This window comes from Paraburkholderia sp. BCC1884 (assembly GCF_900996225.1).
Taxonomy (GTDB): domain Bacteria; phylum Pseudomonadota; class Gammaproteobacteria; order Burkholderiales; family Burkholderiaceae; genus Paraburkholderia.
The window spans coordinates 18,405-38,062 of sequence record NZ_CAAJGL010000011.1; the positions used below are offsets into that span (position 1 = coordinate 18,405).

General features: G+C 64.0%; 18 protein-coding genes. 9 read left to right on the plus strand and 9 right to left on the minus strand.

The window, feature by feature from the left end:
• Nucleotides 1-536: 536 nt before the first annotated feature.
• Entirely contained in the window at nucleotides 537-4,052 is a 3,516-nt protein-coding gene (locus FQ705_RS00125; RefSeq protein ID WP_144137449.1) for a DEAD/DEAH box helicase, read from the minus strand.
• A 228-nt stretch (nucleotides 4,053-4,280) separates the two neighbouring features.
• Nucleotides 4,281-5,045, minus strand: coding sequence for a DeoR/GlpR family DNA-binding transcription regulator (locus tag FQ705_RS00130; protein WP_144137450.1), 765 nt, complete (start codon nucleotides 5,043-5,045; stop codon nucleotides 4,281-4,283).
• Nucleotides 5,046-5,287: 242 nt separating this feature from the next.
• Between FQ705_RS00130 and FQ705_RS00135 the strand changes: the two genes are divergently transcribed.
• On the plus strand, nucleotides 5,288-7,783 hold the full coding sequence (locus tag FQ705_RS00135; protein ID WP_144137451.1) for an FAD-dependent oxidoreductase: 2,496 nt from the start codon (nucleotides 5,288-5,290) through the stop codon (nucleotides 7,781-7,783).
• Here FQ705_RS00135 and FQ705_RS00140 read toward each other — a convergent pair.
• The 3 genes from FQ705_RS00140 to FQ705_RS00150 all read right to left on the minus strand — a co-directional run bounded on the left by FQ705_RS00140 (nucleotide 7,780) and on the right by FQ705_RS00150 (nucleotide 9,788).
• Entirely contained in the window at nucleotides 7,780-8,307 is a 528-nt protein-coding gene (locus FQ705_RS00140; protein WP_144137452.1) for a cytochrome b, read from the minus strand. The two genes, FQ705_RS00135 and FQ705_RS00140, sit on opposite strands and share 4 nt — an antisense overlap.
• Nucleotides 8,304-9,395, minus strand: a complete 1,092-nt coding sequence (locus tag FQ705_RS00145) for a catalase family peroxidase (protein WP_144137453.1) — start codon at nucleotides 9,393-9,395, stop codon at nucleotides 8,304-8,306. The genes FQ705_RS00140 and FQ705_RS00145 overlap by 4 nt, the downstream gene beginning before the upstream one ends.
• Nucleotides 9,396-9,518: 123 nt before the next feature.
• Nucleotides 9,519-9,788, minus strand: a complete 270-nt coding sequence (locus tag FQ705_RS00150) for a DUF4148 domain-containing protein (RefSeq protein ID WP_144137454.1) — start codon at nucleotides 9,786-9,788, stop codon at nucleotides 9,519-9,521.
• Nucleotides 9,789-10,045: 257 nt separating this feature from the next.
• On the opposite strand from FQ705_RS00150, the gene FQ705_RS00155 reads away from it, so the two are divergent.
• The 3 genes from FQ705_RS00155 (at nucleotide 10,046) to FQ705_RS00165 (ending at nucleotide 12,368) form a co-directional block, all read left to right on the plus strand.
• Entirely contained in the window at nucleotides 10,046-10,774 is a 729-nt protein-coding gene (locus FQ705_RS00155; protein ID WP_144137455.1) for an anti-sigma factor family protein, read from the plus strand.
• Nucleotides 10,775-10,935: 161 nt separating this feature from the next.
• On the plus strand, nucleotides 10,936-11,454 hold the full coding sequence (locus FQ705_RS00160; RefSeq protein ID WP_144137456.1) for a sigma-70 family RNA polymerase sigma factor: 519 nt from the start codon (nucleotides 10,936-10,938) through the stop codon (nucleotides 11,452-11,454).
• A complete protein-coding gene (locus tag FQ705_RS00165) occupies nucleotides 11,451-12,368 on the plus strand; it encodes an anti-sigma factor family protein (protein WP_144137457.1) in 918 nt (305 codons plus the stop codon). Before FQ705_RS00160 ends, FQ705_RS00165 begins: the two co-directional genes overlap by 4 nt.
• 103 nt (nucleotides 12,369-12,471) lie before the next feature.
• Here FQ705_RS00165 and FQ705_RS00170 read toward each other — a convergent pair whose 3' ends face one another.
• Nucleotides 12,472-13,326, minus strand: coding sequence for a helix-turn-helix domain-containing protein (locus tag FQ705_RS00170; RefSeq protein WP_409934661.1), 855 nt, complete (start codon nucleotides 13,324-13,326; stop codon nucleotides 12,472-12,474).
• Nucleotides 13,327-13,550: 224 nt separating this feature from the next.
• On the opposite strand from FQ705_RS00170, the gene FQ705_RS00175 reads away from it, so the two are divergent.
• Nucleotides 13,551-14,480, plus strand: a complete 930-nt coding sequence (locus FQ705_RS00175; RefSeq protein ID WP_144137623.1) for an NAD(P)H-binding protein — start codon at nucleotides 13,551-13,553, stop codon at nucleotides 14,478-14,480.
• The gene (locus FQ705_RS00180) at nucleotides 14,477-14,707 is read left to right on the plus strand and encodes a hypothetical protein (protein ID WP_260854346.1); all 231 of its coding nucleotides are present in this window, start codon (nucleotides 14,477-14,479) and stop codon (nucleotides 14,705-14,707) included. The genes FQ705_RS00175 and FQ705_RS00180 overlap by 4 nt, the downstream gene beginning before the upstream one ends.
• Nucleotides 14,708-14,748: 41 nt before the next feature.
• Here FQ705_RS00180 and ribA read toward each other — a convergent pair whose 3' ends face one another.
• Entirely contained in the window at nucleotides 14,749-15,399 is a 651-nt protein-coding gene (gene ribA / locus FQ705_RS00185; protein ID WP_144137459.1) for a GTP cyclohydrolase II, read from the minus strand.
• Between the two features lie 270 nt (nucleotides 15,400-15,669).
• On the opposite strand from ribA, the gene FQ705_RS00190 reads away from it, so the two are divergent.
• On the plus strand, nucleotides 15,670-16,113 hold the full coding sequence (locus FQ705_RS00190) for a CBS domain-containing protein (protein WP_144137460.1): 444 nt from the start codon (nucleotides 15,670-15,672) through the stop codon (nucleotides 16,111-16,113).
• A 263-nt stretch (nucleotides 16,114-16,376) separates the two neighbouring features.
• Here FQ705_RS00190 and FQ705_RS00195 read toward each other — a convergent pair whose 3' ends face one another.
• Together FQ705_RS00195 and FQ705_RS00200 are read right to left on the minus strand one after the other, a co-directional pair.
• Nucleotides 16,377-16,724, minus strand: a complete 348-nt coding sequence (locus tag FQ705_RS00195) for a DUF4148 domain-containing protein (protein WP_144137461.1) — start codon at nucleotides 16,722-16,724, stop codon at nucleotides 16,377-16,379.
• Nucleotides 16,725-17,025: 301 nt separating this feature from the next.
• Entirely contained in the window at nucleotides 17,026-17,646 is a 621-nt protein-coding gene (locus FQ705_RS00200; RefSeq protein ID WP_144137625.1) for a DNA-3-methyladenine glycosylase, read from the minus strand.
• A 303-nt stretch (nucleotides 17,647-17,949) separates the two neighbouring features.
• Here FQ705_RS00200 and FQ705_RS00205 point away from each other — a divergent pair, with 303 nt between their 5' ends.
• Both FQ705_RS00205 and FQ705_RS00210 read left to right on the plus strand, forming a co-directional pair.
• A complete protein-coding gene (locus FQ705_RS00205; protein ID WP_144137462.1) occupies nucleotides 17,950-18,306 on the plus strand; it encodes a BON domain-containing protein in 357 nt (118 codons plus the stop codon).
• 246 nt (nucleotides 18,307-18,552) lie between these two features.
• Nucleotides 18,553-19,635, plus strand: coding sequence for a calcium:proton antiporter (locus tag FQ705_RS00210; protein WP_144137463.1), 1,083 nt, complete (start codon nucleotides 18,553-18,555; stop codon nucleotides 19,633-19,635).
• The last annotated feature ends 23 nt before the right edge of the window (nucleotides 19,636-19,658 follow it).

A 19,658-nucleotide genomic window follows, 5' to 3' on the forward strand; every position in this document is an offset into this window, starting at 1 on the left:
CTGTATCGCGTCGCTTTCCGAGGGGGCGAATCATGATAATCGAAAAACGCCTGTTCTATTTTGGCTTACCTGATTGGGTGGTCTCGCTCGCGCGATGGTTGGCCCCGTCTGCCTCTGCCTTTTCAGGCCACGTTTTGCAACGGTGAAATACCGGTGAAAACGCGATTTGACAATTTGCGAGTCAGTATAGGAATGGTTTTAAAATAAATCGTTTAACAATTGTTAAGTCGACGTCGCGGGCGGGCGAAAAAATGCGGCGTCGCCCCGTGGCCGACGCCGCTCAACACACGACACGCTCGCGGGGGTCTAGCCGCACGAGTGGAATCAAAATAGCCGCTGGCCGATTCCATCTCAAGATGAAAGAACTGCGTTTGTAACTGCCGCTAAAGTAGTTATTACATCGGACGTATTAACGGCGAACGCTGGATCAATACTTCGGCTTCAACAGAAAATCGTCTGACTTGAAGCCGTTCAGACATTCAATTTACATACGCAGATGTTTTGTTACAGTCGGCATCGCCACCGTGACAACGCATTTACCTGCCGCCCTCTATCTCCGGCATCGGTGCAAACAGCGCGTCGAGATCGTCGTCGGAGAATTTCGCCGCCCCTGCCGCGTCTTCGGAGAGGATGCTGTCGGCAAGCCCCGCCTTCTGCTCCTGCAACTCCACGATCTTTTCCTCGATACTGCCCGCCGCGATCATTTTGTAGACGAACACCGGCTTGTCCTGTCCTAGCCGATGCGCACGGTCGGTCGCCTGATTTTCGGCGGCCGGATTCCACCAGGGGTCGTAGTGAATCACCGTGTCCGCCGCAGTCAGATTCAGTCCGACGCCACCCGCTTTCAGGCTGATCAGGAACAGCGGGACTTCACCCCGCTGGAAGCGCTCGACGGGCGTCACGCGGTCCGCCGTGTCGCCGGTGAGTATCACGTAGGGAATCGCGGCCTCCTGGAGCGCCTCGGCGATCAGGGCCAGCATGCCGGTGAACTGCGAGAACAGCAGCACGCGACGACCTTCTTCGATCAATTCGGGCAGCATCGACAGCAGCAGATCGAGCTTGGCCGAGCCCATCACACGCGTGCCCTTTGCGGCTTTGTCGCGTTTTTCGACCGATTCGCCGGCCGATTTGCCGACCGAGTCACCGGCTTCGCCGATGGGCTTGATCTTGCGCACCAGGCGCGGATCGCAACACACCTGGCGCAGCTTCAACAACGCATCGAGCACGATGATGTGGCTGCGCGCGAGCCCTTGCGCGCTCACCGCGGCGCGCACCTTCTCCTGCATCGCCGTGCGGACGGTTTCATACAGATCGCGCTGCGCGCCCTCCAGATCGACCGAACACACGATCGTGGTCTTGGCCGGCAACTCCTTGGCCACTTCGTCCTTACGACGACGCAGCATGAATGGCCGGATGCGCCGCGCGAGCAGCGCACGCCGCACGCCGTCGCCATTCTTCTCGATCGGATTGCGCCAGCGTTTGGTGAAGTCCTTCTGGCTGCCGAGAAAGCCCGGCAACAGAAAATCGAACTGCGACCACAATTCGCCCAGATGATTCTCCAGCGGCGTCCCGGTCAGACACAGCCGATGCCGCGCGCGCAAGCCGCGAATCGCCTGCGCCGCTTTGGTCGTGGCGTTCTTGACGTACTGCGCTTCGTCGAGAATCAGCAAGTGGTAGTCGTGTTCGGCGAGCACCTTCTGATCGCGCCACAACAACGCGTAGGTAGTCAGCACCAGTTCGTGTTCGACGATCCGCTCGAAGCGCTCCTTGCGTTGCGGCCCGTTCAGCACCAGCACCTTCAGGTCGGGCGCGAAGCGGCGCGCTTCCTCGCGCCAGTTGTGCACGAGCGTGGTCGGCACGACGATCAGTGCCGGCCGCGTGAGGCGTCCCGCTTCCTTCTCGGCGAGGATATGCGCGAGCGTTTGCACGGTCTTGCCCAGACCCATATCGTCGGCGAGTACACCGGCCAAGTCGTGTTCGCGCAGAAACTGCATCCAGTTCAGCCCTTGCTGCTGATAGCCACGCAGCTCTGCGCGCAGACCTTGCGGCACCGCCACCTCGCGCAGACCCGGGCCGGCTTGCAGACGCTGCGCCAGTTGACGGATCGAATCCTCGCCGCGGAATTGCCAGCGCCCGGTGCTGTTCAGCGCTTCGAGCCGCCCGGCATCGACCGATGCGACCCGCAGCGGCACGCCGTCGGCCAGCGCGCCGCCGAGCGCGTCGAACAGATCGACCAGCACCCGCACCACCGGCTTCAGACGGTCGGCGCGCAAGCGCAGCCGTTTGTTCTCGTCGGTCTTGAGCTCGATCGGCTCGCTATCGGGAATGCTTTCCAGCGCGCCGTTCAACCAGCGCCGGTCGCGCCGGAACAGGTCGGCGAGCAGCGGCTCGAGTCGCACGTTGCGCTCGCCGATGCGGATGCCCATTTCCAGATCGAACCAGCCGTCGCCCGCCTGATGCGCGGTGCCGTCGATCGCGTCGATCTCGATGATGTTGTAGCGGAACTCCGGCGCCATCGTCACGCGCCAGCCTTTGCCGACGAGTTCCGGCACGGCGTCGTTGACGAAGGCCGTCCACGCTTCGGCATCGGGCAGACCGAGCATCGTGTCGGGCAGCAGGCGCGAGGCGTAGACACGGCTGGTCGGCACTTTCTGCAGGCCGGTCTTGCGCAGTTCGAGCAGACGTTTTTTCTCGGCCTCGTAACGGCGGCGGATGTGGATGACGTCGCCGCCGGGCATCGGCACGAGCGTCACACTGCTGTCCACATTGATGCTGACGCCGTCGTAGTCGAAGCTCACACCGGCCAGCTCGACGGCTTCGGCCTTGCGCTGCCCGAGCTTCACCGCCGACGGCAATGCGTGGCTGTTCAGCGTGAGCACCGGCACCGGCTCGACGTCGATCACGCGAATCGCCGAGGTGTCGTGTGTGGGCGGCAGCGGCAACTCGGGTGAAATCTCGCGCAGGACGGAGGCGACCAAAGGCGCTTCGGCGAGCGAGATGGGGGGCATGGCCAGATAGTCGGGCAATTGCTGGAACGGCAGCGACGATTCGACGATACCCGCCTCGTTGGCGACGCCGTCGACGTACCAGATCGGTTCGGTCGGCAAAACCATGCTGGCGCGCGGCTCGGTGCACAGCACAGGGCGCAGGCGCTGGTCGGCGAGCGGCTCCCATTCGATCCGGCCCGGCCGCTCGGCGCCGCGCGATAACGGCGTGGGGCCCTCACGACCCGGTGCGGGTTTCAATTCGAAGAACAGGCGCCCGGTCGCCATCAGCTTTTGCAGCATCTCGGCGCCGCTCGTGCCGCGCAGGATGAACTGGCCGAAGTCCTCGCGCGAACGGCCGAGCCACAAGCCGCGCAGGATCGACAGATCTTCGTCGGACACGAATTTGGGTTGTTTGAGCAGCGCCGCTTCCACATTGGCCCAAGGCTCACCGACTTCGACAATCGCGCCGTCCGGATTGCAACGCGCGCGGTACAGCACGACCTCGTGGCGCATGTGGAAATTCGACCAGTTCAGCAGATAGGCGAGCGTCTGACTGCGCGCGACGCCACCTTGCTGCGCGAGTTCGTCCGCGGCCTCGGCGCGCGCGCGAAAGCGTTCGAGCCAGCTCACCAGTTCCGGGCGCACGCCGGACGATTCGGTCGGGTTCGGCGACAGGCGCGCGGGCGGGAAATGGGATTCAGCGGATTCGACGATTTGGGCGTCAGCGAGGTTTTCATCGCCTCCGTCGCTCCCGTCGCGCTGGACCTGGGTGATGTGGTCCATCTCGTCGTGGTAGTCGAGTTCGGCGAGCAGAAGTGCGGCCACGTGCTTGCAGTCGCGCCCCACCGGGCAGGTGCAATCGCTTTGCGCCCAGGGCGAAGCGCCGTCGGTCCGGAATCGCACCCGCGTTTTATAAGGCAGCGGGCGTGAGCCCTGCACGTCGCCCGACAGCGTCGCGCCGTGCCATTTCACCTGGGTGACGGGGCCGACCATGCGCGCCTTGGCCACGGTGTGATCCCCGAGCCAGTCCGCAATCCGTTCCCGATCAAAGAAAACTGACGACATCAGCGTCCATTCCTATTCAAGCCGGCGAAGACAGCCGCGCGCGAAGCAACCGGTTCGTCAGGTGCGCCTGGTTCCATCTGATGACGCTGCCTGCCGGTCGAGTTGCCGCCCGCTTCGGTTGCCTGTGATAACCGGCCATTTTACGCGTTGAATGGGCATTGGCTGTGGTGGCGCTTCCGGCGGTGGCGCAAGGCATTGTCGGCCTGACCGGGGCAGACGGCGCGACGGTTAGCGCACCGGGCCGATGACTTCGACGTCCGCTGCCGCAAGCACCTGGGCGAGCGCGGGTGGTGGCGCTTCGTCGGTGACCAGCAGATCGACGCCGTCGGCGCCGAAAGCGTGCACCAGCGCGCTATGGCCCACTTTCGCGTGGTCCGCCGCCACCACGCGGCGCTCGGCCTGGCTGAAAGCGGCCTGGGCGAAGGCCGCGTCGGCTGGGAGTGCGTCCATGAAGCGCCCTTGCAGATCGATCGCCGTGACCGAGACGATTGCGTAGCGCACGTGGAATTGGCGCAGGAAGGCCAGCACGCTGTCGCCGAAGGCCGCGGAATCGTCCGCCCGGAGTTCGCCGCCCGCGATGAACACGCGGTTGCCGTTGCGCGACGTCAGCACGCGGGCGACTTCGATCGAATTGGTCACGACGGTGAGCCGTGAACGCGCGGCGAGTGCCTCGGCGACACGCAGACAGGTCGTGCCGCCTTCGAGAATCAGCGAATCGCCGTCCCGCACCAGTTCGGCAATACATGCGCCGATGGCCCGTTTGCCTTCGAGGCTCGCCACCATGCGCCGCTGGAACGGCGGCTCGTCGAGACGCTCCGGCAGCATGACGCCGCCGTGAACTTTGATCAGCAGGCCTTCGGCGATGAGCGGCTTGATATTGCGGCGAATGGTTTCGTCCGAGACCTCGAGACGGCTCGCCAGATCGACGATGGCGCAGTTGCGCTCTTCGCGGACGAGTCGGAGGATTTCGGCTTGACGGGGGGTGGAGAACATAGAGTTCATGCGTGGACTGTCAACCAAGTCTAGCAAATATCACGATATGCCGGAAATAATAGCCACACAAATCAACATAAAACCACGATAAAAATGTTCCGAACAACGCCCGAATCTCAGGCTGCAGGCTTTTATTGGATAACTTTACGTGACATGCGAACAATCCCCATGTCGATCGCACGTGTTGCATTTCATGTTTTTATAAGGCATTCTTGCCAAGAAAATTCACCACATATCCACACATGTCCACACCCATCCCCACCCACGCTCGCGTCGTCATCGTCGGCGGCGGCATCATCGGCTGCTCCGTTGCCTACCATCTGACCAAGCTGGGCTGGACCGATGTCGTGCTGCTCGAACAGGGTCAGCTTTCGTGCGGCACGACCTGGCACGCGGCCGGTCTGGTCGGTCAGTTGCGCGCCCAGGAAAGCATGACGAAGCTGATCCGCTATTCCACCGCGCTCTACGCCGAACTCGAAGCGGACACCGGCCTCGCCACCGGCTGGAAACAGTGCGGCTCGCTTTCGGTGGCCCGCACAGCCGAACGGATGACGCAACTCAAACGCACCGCCGCCGTCGCGCGGGCCTACGGCGTGACGTGCGACGTCATCAGTCCGCAGGAAGCCGGCGATCTCTGGCCGGTCATGCGCACCGACGACCTGCTCGGCGCCGTCTGGCTGCCCGGCGACGGCAAGGCGAATCCCACCGACCTCACCCAGGCCCTCGCCCGTGGCGCCCGCACGCGCGGCGCGCGCATCGTCGAAAACACGCGCGTCACCGCGATCCATGCGCGCACGCCGCAAGGCGGCAAAGACAACGGCACGCGTGAAGTCAGCGGGCTCGCCTGGCGCAACAAGGCTGGCGAAGAAGGCACGATCGGCGCGGACATCGTGGTGAATTGCGCGGGCCAATGGGCCAAGGCGGTCGGACGCCTGTGCGGCGTGACCGTGCCGCTGCATTCGGCGGAGCACTACTACATCGTCACCGAGCGCATCGCGGGCGTGCATCCCGACCTGCCGGTGATGCGCGACCCGGACGGCTTCATCTACTTCAAGGAAGAAGTGGGCGGTCTCGTGATGGGCGGGTTCGAGCCAGACGCGAAACCTTGGGGCATGAACGGTATCCCCGAGAATTTCGAGTTTCAACTGCTGCCCGACGATTGGGATCAGTTCGAAATCCTGATGGAAAACGCGCTGCAACGCGTGCCGGCCCTCGAGACGGCGCAAGTGCGCCAGTTCTACAACGGGCCTGAATCGTTCACGCCGGACAACAATTTCATGCTGGGCGAAGCGCCCGAACTGCGACGCTTTTTCGTCGGTGCCGGCTTCAACTCGATGGGCATCGCGTCGGCCGGCGGCGCCGGCATGGCGCTCGCCGAATGGATCGTGGCGGGCGAGCCGACCATGGATTTGTGGCCGGTCGATATCCGCCGATTCGCGCGCTTCAACGGCAACGACACGTGGCTGCACGATCGCGTGAAGGAAACCCTCGGCCTGCATTACGCGATGCCCTGGCCGAATCGCGAACTCGACAGCGCGCGCCCGTTCCGCCGCTCGCCGCTGTACTCGCTGCTGCGCGAGGACGGCGCCTGTTTCGGCAGCAAGATGGGCTGGGAGCGCGCCAACTTTTTCGCACCGACACCCGCCGAAGCGAAGATCGACTACGCCTTCGGCCAACAGAACTGGCTGCCGTGGAGCGGCGCCGAACACCGCGCATGCCGCGAAGGTGTCGCGCTGTTCGACATGACATCGTTTTCCAAATTTCTCGTCAAAGGACGCGACGCGCAAGACGTGCTGCAAGGCATCGTCGCCAACGACGTGGCCGTGCCGCCCGGCACCACGGTCTATACCGGCATGCTCAACGAGCGCGGCGCGTATGAGTCGGACTTCACGCTCACGCGACTGGCCGACGACCAATACCTGCTCGTCACCGGCACCGCGCAAACCACGCGCGACTTCGACATGATCGACAAAGCGATCCCGCACGACAAGCAATGCACGCTCGTCGACGTCACCGGGCAATACGCCGTGCTCGCCGTGATGGGTCCGCGCTCGCGCGAATTGCTGCAAAGCGTGTCGAAGGCCGACTGGAGCAACGCAGCGTTCGCCTTCGGCCAGAGCCGCGAAGTCGATCTCGGCTACGCGACCGTGCGCGCCACCCGCCTCACCTACGTCGGCGAACTTGGCTGGGAACTGTACGTGCCGGTCGAATTCGCGCTCGGCGTGTACGAGACGCTGCATGCGGCGGGCAAGGCGTTCGGTCTCGTCAACGCGGGTTACTACGCGATCGACTCGCTGCGCATCGAAAAAGGCTACCGCGCGTGGGGCCGCGAACTCACGCCGGACACCAATCCGTTCGAAGCGGGTCTCTCGTTCGCCTGCAAGCTCGACAGCGGCATCCCGTTTCGCGGCCGCGACGCGTTGCTGAAACTGCGCGCCGAACCGCTACGTCGCCGCATGGTCGTGCTGACCGCCGACGGCGCGAGCGATCGCATGCTGTGGGGCGGCGAAGCGATTCTGCGCGACGGCAAGCCGGTCGGCTTCGTCAGTTCGGCGGCGTTCGGACACACGCTCGGCTGTCCGGTCGCGATGGGCTACGTGAACCATCCCGATGGTGCAGCGGACGTCGCCTATCTGACGAGCGGCCGCTACACGATCGATGTCGCCGGCGAGTTGCTGCCGGCTACGGTCCACCTGAAAGCGCCGTATGACCCGCGTTCGGAGCGCGTAAAAAACTAACGTCCGCCGCGCGCCATACTCGAAAACACGCCGTCGCGGCGAATCAGCCCGTGAAACAGGGCCGCGGCGAGATGCAGCAACACGGTCGCGAACAGCGCGAACGCGAGCCACGTGTGCAGCGCGCGCAGCGTGGCGAACAGCACGACGTTATGCGGTGCGATCGGCGGCAGATGCAACGGCAACGGATAACCCGCCGCCGACAGCATCGCCCAGCCGATCAACGGCATCGCCGCCATCAACGTATAGAGCACGAGATGCGAGGCCTTGGCTGCGATCCGCTGCGGCGTGGCCATATCGTCGGGCAACGGCGGGCTGCCGCGTACGAGGCGCACGCCCACCCGCAACACGACCAGCAGCAACAACGCAATGCCCAGCGGCTTGTGAATCGCAATCAGCGTGGTGTGCGCGTGCGAAACCGTCGCGACCATACCGATGCCGATAAACAGCATCGCGACGATCAACGGCGCCATCGTCCAGTGCAGCAAGCGTGCGAGCGGACTGAAATGAGTCTGTGTGGGCGTCATGAGTGCGCTCCGTTGGCCTGAGTTTGATGAAGCGCGGGATGCAATGCCTCTTCGCGCGTGCGCCGCTGATAGGACTGCGCATACGCGGCGGAGCGCGCGGCAAGCAACGGGTCGTCCGAAGGCTGGATGCCGGCGGGCAAAATCGTCGGATCGAAGTTGATGTCGCGGCAGGTGCCATCTTCCTGCGACGTCGTGCGCTCCAGCACCAGGGTGCCCGCGTCGATGTGTTGACGCTCGTCGGGCCATTGCAGCGTGGCGTCGTCGGTCGGGTCGCCGGGCTGCGCGGCCGTGAGGATCAGATGCCAGCGCAACGGGCCGCTCTCCAGCCGCTGATTCAGATCGGCGGCGAGGAAATTCTTTTCGGCCTTTTGCGCGTCGGTGATCGGCGCATAGGGCGTCTCGGGCACCATCGCCCAGCGCACGGCACGGGTGTTACTCGAGCCGTCGGTGAAGAGAAAAGCGTTGATGCCGTAGTACGCGGCATTCGCCAGGCTCGACGACGGCGGATGCGCTTTCACCCAGGCCTGAAACGGCTTCGTCTCGGGATTGGCTGCGTAAAACGCCTTGAGCGCGTCGGGGTTCGGTTTGCCGGTTGCGGGGTCGGGCTTCGCGGCCACCAGTTGCTGATAGAACTGCGCAGGCGTGTGAACTGCGAAGACGGGTGTCGAATTCATTCCCGTGCGCCATTGCTCGCCGTTGCTCAAGGTGAACTGCAAGGCCAGACTGCGCACCGGCGAGCTCGTATCCGGCGCGGACGGATTGCCGCCGGGCACCGCGAAGCGACCGGTCACCGGCGTGCGGCCGGGTGCGAATACGGCAGCGTGCGAAAGTGTCGTGCCCGCGCCGTTACTGTCGAAATAGCCTTCCACACACAGGCCCTTCGCATGGTTGCGACGGTAGCCCGGATGCGGCTGGCCGGCGGCCGCTTCGAACGTGTTGATGATGCGCGGCGCGGTGAGACGCGCGGGTGTCAGCCAGCCTGCCGTGTAGGCAAAGCCGCCGGCTAGCGTCAGCACGACCGCGCCGATGGCCGCGAGCCGGCACGGCACGCAGACAGTCCCGGCATGAGGAACGGATGGTTTTGGCACGAAGCCTCCTGGTTGGAAATAGAGCTGCTGAGGGTGCTAACACGCAATTCAGCGATCTATTCCAATCGACTCCGGCGCGCCCGTTGCATGTCCGCGCCGGTGCCGGCTTCAGTGCCCGCGAATTCAATTGACGCTGCCGGCGAGCACGGGTTGGCTGGCTGCCTGGCTAGTCGCCGCAGCTTCGGCGGAGAGCGCTTCCTTGTGCTGCTGAACCTGTTGGGCGAAGACGGGACTCACATCCGGGTACGACGCATCGGTCACGTAGTTCAAGCCGTTTTGCTGCGCCTGGATCAGTTCCTGATACACCTCGGCGCGGGTCTTGCCCTGTGCAAATGCGCTCGACGAAGCAGCGAGAACGACGACGGACAAAGCGGCAAAAGCGATCTTCTTCATGATGAACTCCTGAGTGTGTTGTGCGGGTTCGCAAGAGGGAGAACCACGCCGCGCCGGCTTTTATTCCTGCCCGGATGCCCGATAAAAAACAAATTTCGAAGCGGGAATAAAAAGCCGCGCGAAAGGGTTTGCTGTCAGTTCGGCGGCATGCAAACGGCGTTTCGACCGGCCGCGGAAATGGGGCGCAGAATGGATGGAATAAACCCGCGCTGCGCGTGTTCGCCCTTTGATAGCCGACCTTCACGAACGCCCACACCATGACCTCGACCGACGCCCCTTCCGACTCGCCGCTTTCCGAAGCGGACATCCAGGCTTACGCCGACGGTACGCTGACGCCCGAGCGCACCGCGTTCCTGCAGGACTATCTGGGCAAGGACCCGGCGGAAGCGCGGCGGGTGGCGTTTTACGGCCGGCTGAACGCACAGATCCAGCAGGCGTTCAAGACCACGGACGAGCCCGCCGGGTGGCGCGCGCCGGAGGAACCCGGCGCCGCGCGCGCAAGCCGCGAAACGGCACGGCTTCGCAACCGGGGGCTTCGTGCGCTGTTGGCGCTCGTGCTCACGCTCGTCACGGCCAGCGGCTGGCTCGCGGCAACCCAGGTGTCCGCCCAGGCACTCGACAATGCCGCCGTGATGGCGCTGGCACAAAGCGTCGACGGCCGGTTCGCGGCGACCTCGCCGACCCGCATCGATCCTTCCGCGCCGGTCCTCGAGCCGATCGGGCTGCGGCTCGTCGGGCAACGGGTGTTGTCGCTCGGGCCGTTTCAGCGCGCGAACGAATTCATTTACCTGAACCAGGATAATCAGCCGGTCGTGCTGGTGTCGAGTCTGGCCCTGCTCGCGCCGTCCCAGCCGCAATGGTCGGCGCGCCGCATCGGCGCGATCCGGCTGCTGAACTGGACGGCGCGGCGGCAGCGCTTCGTGGTGGCCGGCGACGCCCGCACCCACGGCCTGATGCGCGCCGCCGACCGGATGACGATGCGATGAACGCCCGGCGGCGCATGCCAGACGCCGCCCGTAAAATTTTTCTTGCGCGTCGACGGAATAAACTGCGTTCAGGCGTGTTTGCAGTTTGAATAAGTCCGTCGGCGCCGCGTGCAGGCTTTCTGTGCCGCGCCCACGACAAGCCCACGACTGGGATAAAAAAAATGGATGTCCGTGACGAGTTGATGGAGCATGTGCCGCGCTTGCGGCGCTATGCCCGTGCGCTGATCAACAACCGCGATCTTGCCGACGATCTGGTGCAGGACACGCTCGAACGCGCGCTCGGCCGCACCGATATGTTCCAGGTGGGCACCGATCTGCGCGCGTGGTTGTTTACGATCATGCACAACGTGTTTGCCAATCAGGCGCGCAAGGCGTCGGCGCGCGCCGTCCACGTGGCGGTGGACGACGAGAGCGTGTCCGAAAGCGAGTTCGCCGTGCCGTCCGATCAGACCCGTTCGCTGGAGATGCGCGACCTCGACTACGCGCTGCAGCGTCTGCCGATGGAGCAACGCGAGGTGGTGCTGCTGGTGGGCCTGGAGGAAATGGGCTACGCCGACGTGGCGCTCGCGCTGAACATTCCGATCGGCACGGTGATGTCGCGCCTGTCGCGCGGACGTGAACGGCTCAGGGCATTGATGGCGGGCGCGCAGCCCGGTGCGAAATTAAAGGTGGTGCGATGAGCGACCAGATTATGCCGATCGGCGAAGAAGACCTGCACGCCTACGTGGACGGAACCTTGTCCGACGAGCGCCGTGCCGAGGTGGAGCGCGCGCTCGAACTCAACCCCGAGCTGGCCACGCGCGTGAGCGACTATTTCTCGCTCAACAGCATGTTCCATGAACGCTATGACCGCGTGCTGAACGAACCGGTGCCGAGGCGACTGCAGGCAGCCGCGGGTGCGGCAGCGGATGCGGCGGAAAGCGCGTCCGACAGCGCGGCCGACAGCCCGCAGGCCAGCACGGCCGCGCCTGCGCCGGCCGCCCCGGTGGCGCGTCGCTGGTGGGTGGCCGCCAACTGGCCGCAATTTGCCGGCATGGCGGCGGCGCTGGTGATGGGTATCGGCATCGGCGTGGGCACCCATATGGGTCAGGACGTGATCGCACCGACGGCGTCACGTCATTCGGATACGCGTGCGGTCAGCGCGGACAGCAGCGAAATGTTCGCGCGTCAGGCTGCGGTGGCGCATGTCGTGTATATGCCCGCCGTCGACCGCCCGGCTGACATAAGCACCGATCACGAGCAGGATTTCGTGCAGTGGCTGTCCAACCGGCTCGGCACCAACGTGCATCCGCCGATTTTGTCGAAGAGCGGCTTCGAGCTTTCGGGCGGGCGTATTCTGCCCGGCGCAGACGGCCCGACCGCGCAGTTTATGTATCGCGGGCCGAATGGCGAGCGGGTGACGCTGTGTATCTCGCATCGGCAGGTGAACTCGAACACCACGGCGTTCAAGCTGTATCAGGACGGACCGGTGAACGTGTTTTACTGGGTCGACGGCGACTTCGGCTATGCGGTGTCCGGCGGTATCGATCGCGCGCAGTTACTGCAGCTGTCGCATGACGTGTATGCGCAGCTGACCGGCGCGACGCCGGGTTGATGCGGCGGCCGGCGACGCGGCGCGTGTGATGGACGGCGGGCGGCAAGCCTCGGCTTGCCGGGTTCAAGCGTCAGGCTGGAGCCTCCGCTTGCCGACCTCAGATTCAGCGCGACTTGACGAGCTCACGCGGCGTCACGCCCAGTAGCCGGCCCATCCAGTGGGCCATATGGCTTTGATGCGCGAAGCCCGTATCCAGCGCGATCTGGCTGGCGCTAAGCCGGCCTTGCAGTAGCAGCGCCCTGGCACGCTCCACCCGCCGCTGCACCACATACCGATGCACCGGCATGCCGAGCGTCTCGCGAAACAACACCTTGAAGTGCGGGGTGCTCAACCCGGCCAGCGCGGCTAGCTCGCCAAGGGTAAGGCGCTGGTCGAGATGCGCTTCGATAAACTCCAGCACGCGCGCGGCCGTCTTCGGCGCCAGCGTGCGGCGCCGTTCTTCCAGCGACGCCGCACCGCCGATCAGGCGCACCACCATCGCCGTGCAGAGGCTCTCGGCATAAAGCGAGTCCGAGGCCTGCTCTGCTTCGAGCTCCGCGCTCAAGGCCCACGCGAGATGCTGCAGACGCGCCTCGCGCATCTGGAATTGCGGGCGCAATTGAGCATCGCCCGATGGCAAACCCAACTGCTCCACGACACCCTGCGCAAACGCCTCGGCGATCCAGACGCTGAAAATCGTGCAGGCGGATTCATCGCTCCACTGCCCGTCGAGTCCGGCGGGAATCACATCGATGTCGCCATGCGCCTGCACGCGCGTCAGGCGCCGTGCATCGCACAGGCAGCGGGCCCGGACGGGTGCGCCGACATGCATGCCGAGCCGATGGTAGTTGAACGCCGGCATCCGGTGCAGGCCCGCCGACACCTCGACCAGCTCCGCGCCGAAACCCTGCCAGCCGAGCGTCTTGCTGGACAGCCTGGCGATCCGGGTGCCGCTATGCGGCTGGAGTGTCGACGTCATGGCATGCATTGCAGTTCCTCACTAAGGGCGGCCGCGGTGGCTGCATTGTGCGGCGTTTTTCACGACTTCGCTCGACTCTACGAGATTCAACGCTCGCCACGAAGCGCACGCATGCTGCATGCGAAAACCATCATCCGAATCTGCGCATCACGATCCCTGCCCGCGCGATTTTCCTGCGCCGTCTCCCTACGATGACGTCACACCGACTCGACAAGGAGATCAACGTGTTCGTGATTTTTGGAGCCGCCGGCAATGTCGGCAAAGTGACCGCGACGGTATTGCGCAAGGCAGGACAGGACGTCCGCGCGGTGGTCCGCAGCGAAAAGCAAGGCGGACCCCTCGCCGCGCTGGGCTGTGAGGTGAGGGTCGCCGATCTGCACGATACGCAAGCGGTGGCGCGCGCCATCGAAGGCACGTACGGCGTGCAGATCGTGTGTCCGGTGCCGCGAGGCGACGACGACCCGGCCGCCGCGATGCGCGCCATGATCGACAGCAGCGTCGCCGCCTTACGCGACGCGCCCCCGCCGCGCGTTCTCGCGCTCTCGGATTACGGCGCGGAGCACGCGCGCGGCACGGGCATCACAACGCTGTTTCATTACCTCGAAACGAGGCTGCAAACCGTCGACACGCAACTGACGTTTTTACGCGCCGCCGAACACATGCACAACTGGGGTCGTACGTTGCCGAATATGCTGGCCAGTGGCGTCCTGCACAGTCTGCATCAGCCGCTGGACAAGCTGTTTCCAACGGTCGCCGCGCGCGACGTGGGTTTGCTCGCCGCCGAACTGCTGCTGGACGCGACACCGCCACAGGTGTCGCCACGGGTGGTGAGTATCGAGAGCGATCAGCGTGTGAATGCGCTCGACGTGGCGCGCACCATCGGCGAATTGACGGATCGCCGGATCGTGGCGCGCGAAGCGCCGCATGAGGAATGGGCTGCGATGCTGCAAGCCGCCGGACTCGGCGAGCGTCATGCGCGTCTGATCATCGAGTTGTGCGACGCTCACAACGCGGGCTTGATCGATGTCGACAGCGCGCTCAGCGAGCGGCGCTTCGGTACGACTACGCTGGCGGAAGAGTTGGCGGCGATCCTGCCGCGTGTGACGGCCGCGACGGCTGCGGCTGCGGCTGCGGCTGCGGGAGATGCGCGTTGAACGGCGGGTGCGGCGGACGATATCGCCTGCAGACCTGCCCATTGCTGCGCGCGTCGCCCGGGCGGCGCAAGGCCGACACCGGGCTTCGCCCGAAAACCCGCACTAGCAAACCCAGGCGCGGCTGGCTGGGGATGTCCGTCATGCTATTGGGATGGTTCGGCTGGCGTGCGCTGCGGGACGTCCTCGACGCGATTCCCGACAGCAACGACGATTTCGGCTTGTTCTGATACGCGCACCGGCCGCCGTTCATTCACGGCGGCGGTGCCGCTCACTCGTTCTCGTCGAAGTAATGGCCGAATTTGACCTGCTTCGTACGGATATAGCGCTCGTTTTCTTCACGCATCGGAATTGCCAGCGCGACACGCTCGCACACCGGAATGCCGTGCTTCGATAAGGTGTCGAATTTCTCGGGATTGTTGCTCATCAAACGCACCGACGTGACTTTGAGCGTGCGCAGAATACCCGCAGCCGAATCGTATTCGCGCGAATCGTCCGGCAAGCCGAGATCGAGATTCGCCTCGACGGTGTCGCGCCCCTGCTCCTGCAGCGCATAGGCGCGAATCTTGTTCGACAGCCCGATGCCGCGCCCTTCGTGACCACGCAGATACAGCAGCACGCCGCAGCCTTCGGCCGCGATATAGCGCAGGGCGAGATCGAGTTGCTCGCCACAGTCGCAACGATAGGAGCCGAGCACGTCGCCGGTCAGACATTCGGAGTGCAGACGCGTCAACACCGACGACTTGTTGGCGACATCGCCCATCACGAGCGCAAGATGTTCGGCGCCGCTTTCGCACACGCGAAACACGTAGGAAGTGAACGTGCCGTAGCGCGTGGGAAGCGTGGCCGTGGCGTCGAGGATGACGCATTCGCCGTTGAGTGCGCCGTCTGCTGCGGGCGACGGATCGTGAGACGTGAGCATGGCGTTAGACAGTGGTGCTGACATGAACCCGAACAAACCGGGGATAAGGTACGGACTGGGAGTTTACCGCTAATCGGGCAAGCGCACCGCGATGCCCTCGCCGGCGACGCGGAACCGCCGTGCCGCGGGGCGGCGTATCACCCGCAACGCATGGCGCGCCACAGGTATTCCCGAAGTTCTCCGGCGGCGCGCCGGGCCTATACTGGAATCGCCTGTCCCACACGACGGCGCGCCGCTTCGGCGTGCTGCACTGCGAAACGGAGCCGCTCCATGACCAGCGTTGCACAGCTTCTTAAAACGAAACCGAACAACACCACCGTCTTCACCGTCGGGGCCGACGATTCCGTCTACGACGCGATCAAGCTGATGGCCGAGAAAGGCATCGGCGCGCTGGTCGTGACGGACGGCGACAGCATCGCCGGAATCATTACGGAGCGCGACTACGCGCGCAAGGTCGTGTTGATGGACCGTTCCTCGAAGGCGACGCCGGTGCGCGACATCATGAGCAAGGCGGTGCGTTTCGTGCGCCCGGACCAGACCACCGACGACTGCATGGCCCTGATGACCGAGCGGCGCATGCGTCACTTGCCGGTGATCGAAAACGACCGGCTGATCGGGATGGTGTCGATCGGCGATCTCGTGAAGAACATCATCGCTGAACAGCAGTTCACGATTCAGCAGCTCGAGTTCTATATCCACGGCGAGCGCCCTTAAGCGACGCGCCGGTATCCGTCTGGCCCGCACACAGGCGTAAAAAAAGCCCAATCCGTCAACCGGTTGGGCGAAGCTACCTTGCGGCAGCGGAGGTTCTTTGGCATCACGGCGCGCTCATGGGCAGCGTCGTGATCCGAATTGCCCGATCGCGTTTGGTCGCGCTCGCGGCCTGCGATCTTTATTCAATCTAATCTCTTTCGCCGCAAACCGGCCGCTTCGGACCGGTTGTCGGCGATCGGGTCTTCTATGACTGCGGCTGGCGATCAGTTACCGAAATACACCGACTTCGGACCACTCGTCGGTTGCGGCTGGGCCATCGCACCCGACTGCGACGAGCCGTTCGCGACGCCACCATAGCTGGTGTCGGCAACCGGCTCCTGGGTTTGTGCGACTGCGGGGTTTTGCGCCTCTACGCGCTGTTCAGCCGCTTGAACATTCGAAGGATATTGCGAGTCGCTCGAATTAGCCGGGTTGTAGCCGGCTTGTTCCAGCTGACTCAATTGGCCGCGCACTTCGGCGCGAGTCACGGGTTGCTGGCTCGACTGGGCGAAGGAAACAACCGGAGCGGCGAGGACGACTGCAATGGCGACTGCCTTGATTAGCGATTTCATGATGACTACCCTCCAGATCTGATTTTATTTGCGTCGCTTGCCACACCATGTGAGAAGCGATTAGGTTCAGTCTAGTCATTAGATCGTCGAGGGAAAACCCTTGATTTCAAGATTCATAATTGCTGAAAACGCAAAAGCAATCCGACATTTACCGGCCCTCAGCTTATTAGCGACAGACTTTCCGTAATAATTGTCGGCTTCGTAACCGCTTGTGTCTGATGTTTCAAAAATAGGCGCGATGGAGTGGATTTTGCCGATGTAGCGCTTACTAGCGGTCAACTATTCGCGCCGATAAAAAGCGCTAATCGGGCGTCATTAAAAGCTTTCTGGGACCGCTCACGAATACACTGCCCGGTTCGAAAAATCGCAATGGCCGATGCATTTCACGCGACAAACCGATCCGCGTCGTCACGCCAATCGACGCCGCGCCCTTTTCGATGACGCCGATCCATAAACCGCGCCCCGTGCAGAGATCGCAGCCGTCGAACGACTGATCGATGCCCAGTGCCATGGTCAGGCGGCCCGGTCCGCGCGCAAGGTCGCGCAGCGGCACGCCGGGGCGTCGCACTTCCATGAGCGGCAAGCCTTCGAGCGGCTCGATGGCGCGAATCAGAATCCCGGCGCCGATTCCCTCCGGCTCGGCCGACATATTGAGCATGTACGACAGTCCGTAGGTCAGCCGCACATACGCATAACCAGGCGCGAGAAACATCGAGCCGTTATACGGCCGCCGCCCGGCGAAAGCGTGACTCGTCGAATCGCCGAGCGGATATGCCTCGGTTTCGACGATGCGTCCACTCATGCGTCCTTCAGACCGTTCGCAAACGAGATATTTGCCGATCATGAAGCGCGCCAGTTCGGTCGTATCGAGTGGTAAATCGTCACGAAACAGTGGCAGGATGGGAAGCAACGCGTTGTGCATGGGTCGGATCTCGAGCAATACGGCGCCATCGGCCTGTTTTGATCGGCTCATTCGTTGTATCAAAACCTCATTTCCACACAGCTTAAATTCACCATGGCACTAATTGGGGTATTGTGTGCTTCCGGCTTGCAGCATGGCTTTTGCCGGTTTGCGGCGCGTCAGCCGCCAAACAGTATGCCGATTGAAAGCCTTCTCGCGGCCAGCAGCATTGCTCCATTCAGATTTGATCCCGATGTACCCGCAGGTGCAACACACTGTCCCCGCCCGGGGACTGCCGTATTCAAGACAATAGGAGAAAGTTGAATGAAAGTATTTCCGGCAATCAAGATGATCGGCGGCGCGCTGATCGTTCTCGCGTCCCTCAATGCCTACGCACAGAGCAGCGATGCAGCAGCTCCGATGGCTGCATCGTCGGCGCCGACTGCCAAGCAGACCAAAGCGGCTAACCGCGCTCTGGGACGCAAAGTGCGCAGCGCCCTGTCGAAGACCAAGGGCCTGAGCGTGGCCAACATCACCGTGCGCGCGCGCGGCGGTGCAGTGACGCTGGCCGGCTCGGTGCCGGAACAGCCGCAGGTCGATCTGGCAACGCAAGCTGCGCAAGGCGTGGCTGGCGTGACGTCGGTGAAGAACGCGCTGACGATCCGTCCGGTTGGTCAGTAAATCGTCGTAGCAGATCGGCGTAGCGCTCGCTGTAGCGCTTTGCCGTAGCACCACCTGCGGGCGCCCTTGCCTCGCCGTTCGGCAGCGGCGCCCCAGTCCCCGTATTGCCTCCTGTCTGATGAGCCACGCCGTTCGCGCGCGACTCGATCCTTCCCCTGAGCGCCGCCAACGGTGTCGTGCGCGCCTCAGACGTTGTATCGTCCTGCTACCGCCCCGCCCAAAAACAAGCCCTCAAAGGACGTTCGAATGACCACGCACGCGACCGCTTTGCCCCGCTGGACTCTCGCCGCGCCGTTCGTCGCGTGGATCGTGCTGGGAATCGCCTATGCGCTGCCGGGCAATGCTCTGCTGCTTACGCTGATCGGCGTGGCCCTGTGCGCGGCGGTGTTCACTGCCGTACATCATGCCGAGGTAGTCGCGCATCGCGTCGGCGAGCCGTTCGGCACGCTCGTGCTGGCGGTGGCCGTCACGGTGATCGAGGTGGCGCTGATCGTGTCGGTGATGCTCACCTCAGGCCCGGAAAAAGCCGGTCTCGCCCGCGACACGGTGTTCGCCGCGGTGATGATCGTCTGCAACGGCATCGTCGGATTGTGTCTGCTGGTGGGCGGCATCCGCCATCGCGAGCAGGATTTTCAGAGCCGGGGCGCGGCCGCCGCGCTGGCGGTGCTCGCCTCGCTGTCGGTGCTGACGCTGGTCATGCCGAACTACACCATTGCCAGCGCCGGGCCGCTGCTGTCGTCGTCGCAACTGGCGTTTGCGGGGGTGTCGTCGCTGGTGCTGTATGGCGTCTTCGTGTTCGTGCAGACAGTGCGCCATCGCGATTACTTCCTCGCCGGCACGCCCGACGAAGACGTCCATGCCGAGCCGCCGAGCGTCGGCGTCGCGTCGGCGGCCGGCGCGTTGCTGGTGGTGTGTCTGGTCGCCGTCGTGCTGCTCGCGAAGGTGCTGTCGCCGGTGGTCGAGACCGCTGTGAAGAACGCGGGCGCACCGCCCGCCGTGGTGGGGATCGTGATCGCGGCGCTGGTGCTGCTGCCGGAAGGGCTGGCCGCCGTGCGCGCGGCGCGCGCCGATCGTTTGCAGAACAGTCTGAACCTCGCGCTCGGCTCCGCGCTCGCGAGCATCGGGCTGACCATTCCGACCGTGGCCGCCGTGTTCTTGTGGACCGGGCAGCCGCTCGCGCTCGGCATCGACGGCAAGGAAACCGTGCTGCTGATTCTCACGCTGCTGGTCGGCACGCTGACGCTCAGCTCCGGGCGCACGACGATTCTCCAGGGCGCCGTGCATCTGTCGCTGTTCGCGGCGTATCTGTTTCTGTCGTTTGCGCCATGAGCTCGCGCGTCGAGTCGCGCGCC

Excerpts from the sequence above, each read along its gene's own strand:
- FQ705_RS00125 (WP_144137449.1), bottom strand. The coding sequence starts at position 4,052 with ATGTCGTCAGTTTTCTTTGATCGGGAACGGATTGCGGACTGGCTCGGG.
- FQ705_RS00130 (WP_144137450.1), bottom strand. The coding sequence starts at position 5,045 with ATGTTCTCCACCCCCCGTCAAGCCGAAATCCTCCGACTCGTCCGCGAA.
- FQ705_RS00135 (WP_144137451.1), top strand. The coding sequence starts at position 5,288 with ATGTCCACACCCATCCCCACCCACGCTCGCGTCGTCATCGTCGGCGGC.
- FQ705_RS00140 (WP_144137452.1), bottom strand. The coding sequence starts at position 8,307 with ATGACGCCCACACAGACTCATTTCAGTCCGCTCGCACGCTTGCTGCAC.
- FQ705_RS00150 (WP_144137454.1), bottom strand. The coding sequence starts at position 9,788 with ATGAAGAAGATCGCTTTTGCCGCTTTGTCCGTCGTCGTTCTCGCTGCT.
- FQ705_RS00155 (WP_144137455.1), top strand. The coding sequence starts at position 10,046 with ATGACCTCGACCGACGCCCCTTCCGACTCGCCGCTTTCCGAAGCGGAC.
- FQ705_RS00160 (WP_144137456.1), top strand. The coding sequence starts at position 10,936 with ATGGATGTCCGTGACGAGTTGATGGAGCATGTGCCGCGCTTGCGGCGC.
- FQ705_RS00165 (WP_144137457.1), top strand. The coding sequence starts at position 11,451 with ATGAGCGACCAGATTATGCCGATCGGCGAAGAAGACCTGCACGCCTAC.
- FQ705_RS00170 (WP_409934661.1), bottom strand. The coding sequence starts at position 13,326 with ATGACGTCGACACTCCAGCCGCATAGCGGCACCCGGATCGCCAGGCTG.
- ribA (WP_144137459.1), bottom strand. The coding sequence starts at position 15,399 with ATGCTCACGTCTCACGATCCGTCGCCCGCAGCAGACGGCGCACTCAAC.
- FQ705_RS00190 (WP_144137460.1), top strand. The coding sequence starts at position 15,670 with ATGACCAGCGTTGCACAGCTTCTTAAAACGAAACCGAACAACACCACC.
- FQ705_RS00195 (WP_144137461.1), bottom strand. The coding sequence starts at position 16,724 with ATGAAATCGCTAATCAAGGCAGTCGCCATTGCAGTCGTCCTCGCCGCT.
- FQ705_RS00200 (WP_144137625.1), bottom strand. The coding sequence starts at position 17,646 with ATGCACAACGCGTTGCTTCCCATCCTGCCACTGTTTCGTGACGATTTA.
- FQ705_RS00205 (WP_144137462.1), top strand. The coding sequence starts at position 17,950 with ATGAAAGTATTTCCGGCAATCAAGATGATCGGCGGCGCGCTGATCGTT.
- FQ705_RS00210 (WP_144137463.1), top strand. The coding sequence starts at position 18,553 with ATGACCACGCACGCGACCGCTTTGCCCCGCTGGACTCTCGCCGCGCCG.